Below are 11,153 nucleotides of genomic sequence, written 5' to 3' on the forward strand. Positions count from 1 at the left end.
AAGTCAGCCTCGCATGGGTCTCGCTTCCGCTCGGCTAGTCCTGTCAACGCTCACGCTCTTAGGCGTTGTTGCCGAGCGCTTCGGCGCAGCTCGCGGCACCGGCGGGTCGCCGAAGCGGGGTCGCCGACGGCCGGGGTAGGCTTATCCGTCGTGCCGGTGACCGGCGAGACATGGAGTACACGACACTCGGGTCGACCGGGATGGAGGTGAGCCGGATCTGTCTCGGCTGCATGAGCTTCGGGTCGAGCGACTTCCGCGACTGGGTGCTCGACGAGGACGAAAGCCGGCCGATCATCGAACGGGCGATCGACCTCGGGATCAACTTCTTCGACACCGCGAACGTCTACTCGAACGGCGAGTCCGAGCGCGTGCTCGGCAACGTCCTCGACGACTACGAGCGCGACAGCCAGGTCGTCGCGACGAAAGTGTACGGCGAAATGGTCAAGACGAATCCGAACGCGAGCGGGCTCTCGCGGAAGGCCATCGAGCAGGAGCTCGACAACTCCCTCGACCGGCTCGGCATGGAGACCGTCGACCTCTACCAGACCCACCGCTGGGACTACGACACCCCCATCGAAGGGACGCTGCGCACGCTCGACGACGCCGTCCGTCGCGGGCAGGTTCGACACGTCGGCACGTCCTCGCAGTGGGCCCACCAGTTCGCCGAGGCGCTACACACGAGCGACCGCCTCGGCCTGGAGCGGTTCCAGACCATGCAGAACCACTACAACCTCGCCTACCGCGAGGAGGAACGCGAGATGCTCCCGCTCTGCGAGCGCGAGGGGATCGGGGTCGTCCCGTGGAGTCCGCTCGCTCGTGGGTATCTCACCCGGCCCCACGAGGAACTCGCCGACACCGTCCGCGGGGAGTACATGGAGAACAGCCAGTTCGCCGAGCGGATCGCGACCTACCGCGCGAACGGCGGCGAGGAGATCAACGAGCGCGTCGAGGAACTCGCCGCGGAAAAGGGCGTGACCATGGCGCAGATCGCGCTCTCGTGGTTGCTCCACCAGGAGGCCGTCGACGCGCCGATCGTCGGGACGACGAGCGTCGAACATCTGGAGGACGCCGTCGAAGCGCTCGACATCGACCTCTCCGACAGCGATCTGGAGTACCTGGAAGCGCCGTATCGCCCGGTCGAGATCAACGGCCACGAGTAAAGTCCCGATTGGGTGTCGGCGCGCTCGAATCGGGTCCAGAAGTGGCGATCCGGCCAGTCGCGAAAGCTCACGAACGGCATACGGGCGTTCATCAGCGTCGTCTTCCCGACGCCGGTCAGCGGCGTAGCGCTCGTCGATCGGCGGGATAGCCAGATCCCACTCGGCGAGTGCGATACAGACTGAGTAGAGATATAACCGTATTTTTAGTTATCAGACCAGCTGGATGGTGTTGCCGTTCGAGGTGACGTGCAGGTCATCGCCCAGCTGGTATCCCTGGCTCGTCGCCAGGTCGACATAGCCCGAGAAGCCGGACATGTCCTGGTGGGCGGGGATGACGTTCTGGGGCTGGAGCGCGTCGAGCATCTCGTAGTGTCCCTCCCGCGAGAGGTGGCCTGAGACGTGCACGTCGTCGTAGATGCGCGCGCCCTGCATCCCCAGCAGCGTCTCGGACTGGTAGCGCTGGCCCTCGTTGGTAGGTTCGGGGATGATCCCCGCCGAGAAGATGACCTTGTCGCCGTTCTCCAGCTCGTAGGGTGTCTCGCCGCGACCCATCCGGGTGAGCATGGCGCGCGGTTCGCCCTGGTGGCCGGTGACGACGGGCAGGAAGTTCTCCTTGCCCTCGTTCATGATCCGCTCGAACGTCCGGTCGACGGAGTTGCGGTGGCCGTACATCCCCAGGTCGTCGGGGAACTCCACGGCGCCGATGCGCTCGGCCGTGCCGGAGTACTTCTCCATCGACCGGCCCAGCAGGACGGGCTGGCGACCGATCTCCTCCGCGAACTCGACCAGCGAGGTGACCCGCGCGATGTGGCTGGCGAACGTCGTCGCGACGATGCCGCCCTCGTAGTCCTCGAGGCTCAGCATGAGGTCGCGCAGCTCGCTCCGGGCGACGGCCTCGCTGGGCGTGCGGCCCTTCTTGTTGGCGTTGGTGCAGTCCTCGATGTAACACAGCACCCCCTCGCGGCCGATCTCGCGGAACCGCTCCATGTCGATGGGGTCGCCGATGACCGGCGTGTGGTCCATACGCTTGTCGAGGCCGTAGACGACGGCGCCCTCGGGCGTGTGCAGGACCGGGTTGATCGCGTCGATGGTCGAGTGGGCGACGTTGACGAACTCCAGGTCGGTCTCGTCGCCGATCTCCATCGTCTCGCCCGCGTCCATCTCGACGAGGTCGTTGTCGACCTGGAACTTCCCCTCGTCGTCGATCTCCTCGCGGACGAGTTCGAGCGTGAACGGCGTCGCGACGATCGGTGCGTCGTAGCGGTGGGCCAGCTTGGAGATGGCGCCGATGTGGTCGAGGTGGCCGTGGGTCGGCACGATGGCCCGGACGGTGCCGTCGATGTCGGACATGACGCGGTCGTCGGGGATCGCGTCCATGTCGATCAGGTCGAGGCTGTGCATCCGCTCGGTCTGGATGTCGTCGTGAATCAGTACCTTCGAGAGATTGAGGCCCATGTCGAAGACGACGATGTCGTCTCCGGCACGGACGGCCGTCATCTGACGGCCGACTTCCTCGTAGCCGCCGATAGTTGCGATTTCGATTTCCATGGTAGAGTCCGATCGGAGCGATCCCAGAACCCGTCTCAGAGTCCGCCGACAAAGGAGAGCAGGCCGGACGGACGCCGCCGACAGCGACACAGAATGGATCGCGGCGGAATCGTTCGCACGGCCTTCCCGGGGACAACGCGTCTCGGTTACGTCGACATCCGCGACCGCGGCGTAAATAGTTCCCGAAACGGGGATCGCCCGGAAACTCCGGTCGACGGCCGATGGTCGGCGGGCGCCACCGCGGCACGTCGAGACGGGCGAACGCTACCGCTCGGTCACCACTGTCGGAGCGCGCGTCGGCCGTGGTTCCACGAGAGGACGCCGAAGAAGGTGACGACGCCGGAGAGCGCGGCGACCCCGCCGGCGAAGAACACCCACTCGATCCCGGCGGTGCCCATCACCCAGCCGCCCAGCAACGGCGCGAAGACGCTGCCGGGTTTCCAGACGAGCGAGCGCACGCCGAAGCTGCTGGTGATGCCCTCGCCTTTCCCCTCGTCGGCGAACAGGGCCATGCTCGCCGGTTCGCGGAACGCGTCGGCGACGCCGAGGAGGCCGTTGAGACAGACCGCAGCGGCGACCGCGCCGGTGACTTCGCCGGCGATCGGAAGCGACACCGAGAACAGCTCCGTCGCGGCGGGCGCGAAGGGGAACGCCATCGCGACCAGCCCGTAGGCACCGCCGCCGGCGAAGACGAACAGCGCGCGGCCGTGGCGGTCGGAGAGGCGGCCGGTGACCGGCTGGACGAGCATGTTGGTGAACTTCTCGGCGGCCAGCACCGCGCCGACGACGGCCGACCCGTAGGCGAGGCCGCCCTGGGCCGCGGAGACGCCGACGAAGATGGGGACCCACTTGCGGACCAGCGAGACGGCGACGGCGTACTGGGCGCGGAAGGTCGTCATCGTCAGGATGCGGCGGTTCAGGGCCAGGTCGGTGAACGCGAAGCCCGCGACGCTCGTCTCGTCGGGGTCGACGAACAGCCAGATGCCGACCGTCGCGAGCACGAACAGGACGGCGATGAGCCCGAACACCACGTCGAAGCCGGTGAGCGCGTAGAGGACGCCCACGCCGACGGTGCCCGCGATGCCGGCGGCCATCCGGACAGCGTTGTAGCGGCCGATGTAGTTGGCGCGGCTGTCGTCCGGGGCGAGGTCGCCCATCAGCGCCAGGCCGACGAGGCCCGTCCCGGTCATGCCGAGCCCCTGGAGCGTCCGCGAGACGAGGAAGCCGTCGACCGAGACTACGAGCGAAAAGGAGAGATACGCGACCGCGCTCAGCGCGAGCGCGCCGAGCAGGATCGTCCGCTTGCTGTACCGATCTGCCGCCCAGCCCAGCGGGACGATCCCGACGGTGCGGGCGACCTCCAGCGCGGTCACGAACAGGCCGATGGTCACGCCGGTCGCCCCGAGCGCGTCGATGTAGTCCGGCAGTAGCGTCAGGACGGTCATGAACCCGAAACTCGACGCGAACCGCGCCAGGTAGAGCGAGGAGAACTGCAACTCGTCGTGGGAGCGCGCCATCACACGTCACCGTGATCGACCCCCGGAAAAACGGGTTCCGGATCCGGAGCGACCCGCCCGATCCGCCGGGGGCGGCGACGCGGTGCGGTCAGTCCAGCCGGAACGTCTCGAGGTTCTTCGGCGCGACGGTCCGCATCCCGAACTCCTGGTACAGCGCCGAGGAGAGCTGGTCGGTCGAGGACTCGTCGCCGTGGACACAGAGGATCGTCTCCGGGCGGGGGTTCATCGTCTGGACGAACGTCTCCAGGCCCTGGCGGTCGGCGTGGCCGGAGAAGCCATCGACCGTCTCGACGCCCATGTTCAGGGGGACCCGGTCGGCCCCGCGGCCGGCCGTGTCGTTCAGCGAGATCTCGTCGCGGCCCTGCTGGATCTGGCGGCCGAGCGTCCCCTCGGCCTGGTAGCCGACGAACACCAGCGTGTTGTCGGGCTCGCCGCCGAGCAGGCGGAGCCAGGACATCACGGGACCGCCGGTGATCATCCCCGAAGTCGTCAGGATGATCGCCGGCTCGTCATCGACGATGTCCCGGCGCATCTCGTCGCCGCCGTCGACCTGGTGGAACTGGTCGGCCAGGAACGGGTTGTCGTCCTCGTAGAGGATCCGCTCGCGGAGCCGCTCGCGGAGGTGGTCGGGGTAGGCAGCGTGGATCGCCGTCGCCTCGCGGATCATCCCGTCGAGGTAGACGGGCATCGTCGGGATCCGGTCCTCGCGCATCGCCTCCTCGAGGACGAGCATGAGCTCCTGGGAGCGCCCGACCGCGAACGCCGGGACCAGGATCTTCCCGCCCTTCGCGTGGGCCTCGTTGATGACCCCTTCGAGCTTGCGCTCGGAGTCCTCCTGGTCGGTCTGGTAGTCGTCGCGCCCGCCGTAGGTCGACTCCAGCACCAGCGTCTCGACCCGCGGGAAGTCGTTGACGGCCCCGTCGAGCAGGCGGGTGTCCCGGTAGTGGATGTCCCCGGAGAAGGCGACGTTGTAGAACCCCTCGCCGACGTGGAAGTGCGAGACGGCCGACCCGAGGATGTGGCCGGCGTTGTGCATCGTCAGCTTCACGTCGGGTGCGATGTCGGTGACGTTGCCGTACTCGACGGGGATGGTGTGTTTGAGCGCCTTCCGGACCATCGAGCTGTCGTACGGCGGCGTCCGCCCCTCCTTCGAGGCCACGTCGAGGTAGTCGAGCTGGAGCAGGCCCATCAGGTCACGGGTCGGCTCGGTCGTGTAGATGGGGCCGTCGTAGCCGTACTTGAACAGGATCGGGATCAGCGCCGAGTGGTCGAGGTGGGCGTGCGTGAGCACGACGGCGTCGATGGACTCCGGCCCCGCTGCGAGCGCCTCCGGCGCCTGGAGGTACGGCACCTCGCCCTCGGCGCCGGGCTTGTCGCCGCAGTCGATCAGGACCCGGGTCTCCGGGGTCGACAGGAGGAAGGAGGCCCGGCCGACCTCGCGACAGCAACCCAGCGTGGTGATCCGGACCCACTGCTCCTCGGAGGTCTCCTCGCGGTGGATCTGCCGGCCGACGTCTTCGAGGATGTCCCGCCGCTCGTCGCGTTCCTGCTTGAGGAAGTTGCGGACGTTCGAGACGGTCGAGGACTCGATGGGCGGCGTCCGGACCACCTCGGGCGTCCAGCCGACCGCCGCTCTGATCTCGTCGAGCGTCTCGCCGTGGCGGCCGATGACCAGCCCCGGCTTCTCGGCCTCGATGAGCACCTCGCCGGTCGTGCTGTCGAAGTCCAGCGACTGGACCCCGGCGTCGTCCGGGATCGTCGCGCGGATCGTCCCCTCGGCCTCGCGCTCCGGGACGAGCGCCTCGGCCGTCGGCCGCACCGTGATGCGTTTCTTGAACTTGCTCGCCAGTTTCGGCACGAGCCGGTCGCGCTCCGCGAACGCCTCAACGTCCGGGGTGTAGACGACCAGGTCCGGCCCCTCGAACTGGACGCTGTCGATCGCGATGTCGTCCGGTGTCGCTTCGTCGACCTGCGCGTGGATCTCGTCGAGTGAATCGTGTGTCGTTTTCATGCGTTCCCTTCGGATCTGCGCGGACACGCCGCAAGAACCGCGGAAAACCCGACGGCTGTCGGGTCGATAGCTAGACCCAGTTCGAGCGCAAGTAAGAATCTTCCCCTCCGGACCGAGGCACGGACACCCGGTCCGAGCCGGAGACGACACGCTCCGCTTGCGAGCGAAAGGCGGCATCTGACCGCGCCCGAGGCCCTGAAAGCGACCGTATGCCTGTCGGAGACCTGGGCCCCGAGGAAGTGGTCACCACGACACCGGACGCATCGCTCGACGAAGTCACCGACACGCTCGAATCTGAGGGCGTCGGCGCCGTCGTCGTCACCGAGGGTGACTCGCCGGTCGGCGTCGTGACCGACCGCGACATCGCGCTCGAAGTCGGAACCACCGACCGCCTCGCCAATCAGTCGGTCGAGACCGTCATGACCGAGGACCCGGTCACGATCCGTGAGGACGAGCCCGCGATGGAGATCTCCCGGACCATCGAGGAACACAACGTCCGCCGGGTACCGATCGTCGACGACAACGACGAGTTGGCCGGCATCGCGACGCTGGACGACCTCGTCGCAACCGTCGGCGAACAACTCGACAACGTCTCCGAGACCATCGAGTCCCAATCGCCCGACTACCAGCCCTGACGCGGCCGTTTCGGACCGATCTGACGCGAGCGCGGGCTCGCGAGCCCGGCCCCGACGACCAGGACGTCCTGTTCGGTCGCGCGCGCGTCTCCGTTCCCGTCTCGTCGGTCATACCCGTGGTTTCGCCGGGCGGGACGGTAGTATCACGGCGTCTGTTTCACCGTCCGCAACAGCCGCGGTGGGTCGGCCGTGTTTCGCGCCGTGAAACACTGGATCGGGCGTTTTCGTCCCGAGCGTCGATACGGCTGGATATGTTCGGGAACACCCGCGGTGACCCCGGTCGCGTGAACAGGGGTGTCGAACGGTGAGTTCCGACGGATCCGTCGACGCGTCACTCGACGAAGCCCGCGGATCCGCGACGGGGGCGGACCGCGACGCGCTCGCCGCGGTCCCCGGCGAGGCCGTCGTCGACCGCGAGACCCATCGCAACGCTCCAGGGGTCGTGATACGTCCGGACGCCGTCGTCGAGACGCTCTCGGCGCTCCGCGCGGACGCGGGACTCGACCACTGCTCGTGCGTGACCGCCCAGGAGTACGGGGACCGCTTCGAGACGGTGTACCACCTCACCAGCTACGACGACCGGACGCGCGAGCTGTCGGTCGTCGTCCCGGCGCCGAGGGACGACCCGGTCAGCGAGTCCGCCGCGCCGGTCTACCGGACGGCCGAGTGGCACGAGCGGGAGGCCTACGACCTCGTCGGCATCGAGTACGAGAACCATCCGGACCTGCGGCGGATCCTCCTGCCCGAGACGTGGCAGGGCCACCCGCTCCGGGAGGACTACGACCGGACGCAGTCACAGATCGTCACGCTCCGCGAGCACGCCAACCCGTTACAGGAGGACCACCGCGGGGCCGGGACGGACACGATGTTCCTCAACATCGGACCCCACCACCCGTCGACCCACGGCGTGTTACACCTGGAGGTGACGCTGGACGGGGAGCAGGTGGTCGACGTCGAGCCGGACATCGGGTACATCCACCGCTGCGAGGAGCAGATGTGCCAGCAGGGCACCTACCGCCACCAGATCATGCCCTACCCCGACCGCTGGGACTGGGGCGGGGCGGGCCTGCTCAACGAGTGGGCCTACGCCCGCGTCATCGAGGACCTGGCCGACATCGACGTGCCCGAGTACGCCCAGGTCATCCGGACGATGAGCGCCGAGCTGTCGCGCATCCTCTCGCACCTGCTGTTCACCGCCATGTACGCGCTGGACGTCAGCGGCGAGTTCACCGCCGTCTTCATGTACGGCTACCGGGACCGGGATATCGTCCAGGACTTCCTGGAGGACCTGACCGGCCAGCGGATGATGTTCAACTACTTCCGGGTCGGCGGCGTCGCCTGGGATGTCCCCGAGCCCCGCGAGGCGTTCTTCGACGACGTGCGCGCCTTCGTCGACGACCTGCCGCGGAAACTGGGCGAGTATCACGACCTGCTGACGAGCAACGAGACGTTCCAGCTCCGAACCGTCGACACGGGGGAACTACCCCCGACAGTCGCGAAGGAGTCCGGGGCGACCGGGCCGGTCGCCCGCGGCTCCGGCATCGACTACGATCTGCGCCGGGACGACCCCTACGGCTACTACCCGGAACTCGACTGGGACGTAGTCACCGAGGACGGCTGTGACAACTTCGCCCGCGTGCTCGTCCGGCTCCAGGAGATCGAGGAGTCGGCCCGCATCGTCGACCAGTGCGTCGACGTCCTCGCCGACTGGCCCGACGACGAGCGCACGCTCCAGGCCAACGTCCCGCGGACGCTGAAGCCCGCCGGCGAGTGCTACCGGGCCGTCGAGGGCGCGAAGGGCGAACTCGGCATCTACATCCGCGCCGACGGCACCGAGACCCCCGCGCGATTCAAGATCCGCGGGCCGTCGTTCTCGAACCTGTCCGCGCTCCCGGCGATGGCCGAGGGGGAGTTCGTCCCGGACCTCGTCGCGACTCTCGGGAGCCTCGACACGATCATGGGCGAAGTCGACCGGTGACCCGCGGGTCGGGTTCTCCCCGGGGTCACTGGTCGCCCGCGCTCCCGGTCACGAGGTCGAAGTACCGGCGGAGGAACCGCGCGCGGTCGACCTCGCCGGCGCCGGCCTCGACCAGCGTCGCTTCGAGACCGTCCCGCGGCTGGTGGTCGCAGTCGCGGTGACAGGGCTTGCAGAGATACTCGAACCGTTTGCCGTCTCGACGCCAGCGGTCGCCGTGCTTGTCGTACTCGCGCGCCCCGGAACGGGGGACCGAGGCCCCGCAGCCGATGCAGGTCACGTCGTCGTCCGCGTTCGGGAGCCGATCCCGGATGCTCATACCGGACGGTCGGCCGGCGGGCTCGAAAAGCCGGGTTCCGCGTTTCCGAGCCTGAAACTGTGGGTCCCGGGTTCGGGACGGGTCCCGAAACGCCCGAACGGCGAGCGCCGCCGGCGGTCGCTGCCATCTCGTGGGAACGAGCGGTACACCCAAACCTGTCGACTGCGGTCGTACGCCCATGACCGGAGCGACACTCTACGACCGGCTCGGCGGACGCGAGGGGATCGAGGCCGTCGTCGACGAGTTCTACGACCGCCTGCTCGCCGACGACGAACTCGGGCCGTTCTTCGAGGACGCGGACCTCGAGATGCTGCGGCGGACCCAGGCGGACTTCCTCTGCGAGGCGGCGGGCGGCCCCGAGTCGTACGACGCGGCGCCGGTCCGGGAGGCCCACCTCCACGTCCCGTTCACCGAGGACCACATCCTGCGGGCGATCGACATCCTCGATGAGACGCTGGCGACGTTCGACGTGCCCGAGGAGGACGCCGACAAGGTGGTCCAGGCGGTCGCGGCCTACGAGGCGGACCTGCTGGCGACGCCCGACGACGACGAGTGAGTCGGCCGGCGGTGCCGCGCGCTCGGTCGACGGCCGACCGACGTGCTCCCGGACCCGGCGAGTCAGTCGCCGGACCGACGGGCGAGTCGCGTCTCGGTCGCCCGGACCGGACGGATCGCGGTTTCACCGGGGTCGGCCCGCCGGATGGCCGTCTCGCCGGCGTCGACCCGCTGGATAGCCGTCGAGGTCGGCCGGCTCGGCAGCGGGACCCCGCGCAGCCGGTGGCCGGCGGCCGCGTGGCGGGATCGGTCGTCCGGATCGATGCGCCGGTCGCAGTCGAGACAGTGCCAGTTGTCGGTCATGGGAAGTGTGGTCGAGTGGTGGTCGGGTGGTGCTCCGGTGGTGGTCGGTCGAGCGTTGCGTTCGACGAGGGGAGGACCCGGGTGCGGTCACACCCCCGCGAGGTACGTCGGGACGCTCGCGACGGTGATCGCGGCGGTCACGACGAGCGTGGCGTAGAACGTCGTCGCCTGCCGGTCCAGTCCGACCCCGAGGTCGACGAACAGCAGGCGGACGCCGTTGAGCATGTGGAAGACGGCGACCGCGAGCAGGCCGATCTCCAGCAGGCGGACGACGAGCAGCGCTTCGAGGCCTCGGAGCGTCTCCGTGTAGACCGCGGGGTCCGCGGCGGTCGCGGTGCTCAACACCGCGATGTGGGTGAACAGGTAGCCGACGAGCAGCCAGCCGGTGAACTTGTGGAGGACCCACGCCCACATCCCGGCGCTGAACTCGCGCCACCGGCCGAAGTCCTCGACGGCGCCCCGGTCGTAGGTGTCGGTCATGGGGGGTTGTTCGACGGTCGCCCGTCGGTGGTGCCGCTCACGGGTGTTCGCTCCCTGCGTCGCGAACGCCGCTCGATAGTCACTCGGTGTTCGACGCCCTGCTCGCGCCGGTGGGCGCGCTCCTCGGACAGCGCCGCTGCGACCGAGGGCGCCTCGGCGGTGAACGAGCACGTCTCGCAGTCGACGCTGAACCGCGCCATCGTCCCGGTCAGTCGCTCCCGACCGGCGAGCTCGCCGGCTCGGCGGCCCCGTCGAGCGTGGTCGGTTTCGACGACTCCCCCGCGAACTCGACGGCGAACCCGTCCTCGCCCATCCGCACCACGGCGCCGTCGAAGCTCAGCTCGTAGACGTTCTTCGGCCGGCAGTCCTCCGGCAGCCGGTTCTTCTCCGCCACGAGCTCCGCCTCCTGGAGCCGGTTGACCTTCCGGTAGGCCGTCGACAGCGGGATGTCGCACTCCTCGGACAGCTCCGGGATGGTCTTGGCCTCCCCGCGCACCGCGTCGAGGATCGTCTTGCAGTCCTCGTCGCCCACCGCGTCCAGGAACGCCCGGTCTCTGGTTGCTCCCATCTGTACATGAACAGTCTCTCCCTGCGGCCATAGCCGGCGGAGCTATCTGACTAGCAAAACCGATGCGAAAAGTTTCCGGGAA

12 protein-coding genes are annotated in these 11,153 nt (G+C 68.6%); 4 read left to right on the forward strand and 8 right to left on the reverse strand.

Annotation, left to right across the window (positions count from 1 at the left end; genetic code table 11):
• Window positions 1-170 precede the first annotated feature (170 nt).
• Complete coding sequence (locus ACMGFI_RS09060; RefSeq protein ID WP_436909066.1) at window positions 171-1,160, forward strand: aldo/keto reductase; 990 nt, start codon at window positions 171-173, stop codon at window positions 1,158-1,160.
• A gap of 210 nt (window positions 1,161-1,370) precedes the next feature.
• Here the strand turns inward: ACMGFI_RS09060 and ACMGFI_RS09065 are convergent, their stop codons facing one another.
• The 3 genes from ACMGFI_RS09065 to ACMGFI_RS09075 form a co-directional block, all read right to left on the reverse strand.
• Complete coding sequence (locus ACMGFI_RS09065; protein ID WP_436909067.1) at window positions 1,371-2,708, reverse strand: RNase J family beta-CASP ribonuclease; 1,338 nt, start codon at window positions 2,706-2,708, stop codon at window positions 1,371-1,373.
• A 275-nt stretch (window positions 2,709-2,983) separates the two neighbouring features.
• Window positions 2,984-4,225: an MFS transporter gene (locus tag ACMGFI_RS09070; RefSeq protein ID WP_436909068.1), complete on the reverse strand. Its 1,242-nt coding sequence runs from the start codon at window positions 4,223-4,225 to the stop codon at window positions 2,984-2,986.
• An 88-nt stretch (window positions 4,226-4,313) separates the two neighbouring features.
• Window positions 4,314-6,236, reverse strand: a complete 1,923-nt coding sequence (locus tag ACMGFI_RS09075; RefSeq protein WP_436909069.1) for a beta-CASP ribonuclease aCPSF1 — start codon at window positions 6,234-6,236, stop codon at window positions 4,314-4,316.
• A gap of 209 nt (window positions 6,237-6,445) precedes the next feature.
• Between ACMGFI_RS09075 and ACMGFI_RS09080 the strand changes: the two genes are divergently transcribed.
• Complete coding sequence (locus ACMGFI_RS09080) at window positions 6,446-6,871, forward strand: CBS domain-containing protein (RefSeq protein WP_436909070.1); 426 nt, start codon at window positions 6,446-6,448, stop codon at window positions 6,869-6,871.
• A 304-nt stretch (window positions 6,872-7,175) separates the two neighbouring features.
• Window positions 7,176-8,849, forward strand: a complete 1,674-nt coding sequence (locus ACMGFI_RS09085) for an NADH-quinone oxidoreductase subunit D (RefSeq protein WP_436909072.1) — start codon at window positions 7,176-7,178, stop codon at window positions 8,847-8,849.
• 25 nt (window positions 8,850-8,874) lie between these two features.
• On the opposite strand, the gene ACMGFI_RS09090 is transcribed toward ACMGFI_RS09085, so the two are convergent.
• A complete protein-coding gene (locus ACMGFI_RS09090) occupies window positions 8,875-9,165 on the reverse strand; it encodes a DUF7562 family protein (protein WP_436909074.1) in 291 nt (96 codons plus the stop codon).
• Window positions 9,166-9,343: 178 nt separating this feature from the next.
• Between ACMGFI_RS09090 and ACMGFI_RS09095 the strand changes: the two genes are divergently transcribed.
• A complete protein-coding gene (locus tag ACMGFI_RS09095) occupies window positions 9,344-9,721 on the forward strand; it encodes a truncated hemoglobin (protein ID WP_436909076.1) in 378 nt (125 codons plus the stop codon).
• Window positions 9,722-9,783: 62 nt separating this feature from the next.
• On the opposite strand, the gene ACMGFI_RS09100 is transcribed toward ACMGFI_RS09095, so the two are convergent.
• The 4 genes from ACMGFI_RS09100 to ACMGFI_RS09115 form a co-directional block, all read right to left on the reverse strand.
• Window positions 9,784-10,023, reverse strand: coding sequence for a hypothetical protein (locus ACMGFI_RS09100; RefSeq protein ID WP_436909079.1), 240 nt, complete (start codon window positions 10,021-10,023; stop codon window positions 9,784-9,786).
• A gap of 87 nt (window positions 10,024-10,110) precedes the next feature.
• Entirely contained in the window at window positions 10,111-10,503 is a 393-nt protein-coding gene (gene sdhC / locus ACMGFI_RS09105; protein WP_436909082.1) for a succinate dehydrogenase, cytochrome b556 subunit, read from the reverse strand.
• Window positions 10,500-10,703 carry a hypothetical protein gene (locus tag ACMGFI_RS09110; RefSeq protein WP_436909084.1) on the reverse strand — a complete coding sequence of 68 codons (204 nt, stop codon included), beginning with the start codon at window positions 10,701-10,703 and terminating at the stop codon, window positions 10,500-10,502. The genes sdhC and ACMGFI_RS09110 overlap by 4 nt, the downstream gene beginning before the upstream one ends.
• An 8-nt stretch (window positions 10,704-10,711) precedes the next feature.
• Window positions 10,712-11,071: a helix-turn-helix domain-containing protein gene (locus ACMGFI_RS09115; protein WP_436909086.1), complete on the reverse strand. Its 360-nt coding sequence runs from the start codon at window positions 11,069-11,071 to the stop codon at window positions 10,712-10,714.
• Window positions 11,072-11,153: the final 82 nt, after the last annotated feature.

Source organism: Halosimplex marinum (genome assembly GCF_051414075.1).
Taxonomy (GTDB): Archaea; Halobacteriota; Halobacteria; order Halobacteriales; family Haloarculaceae; genus Halosimplex; species Halosimplex marinum.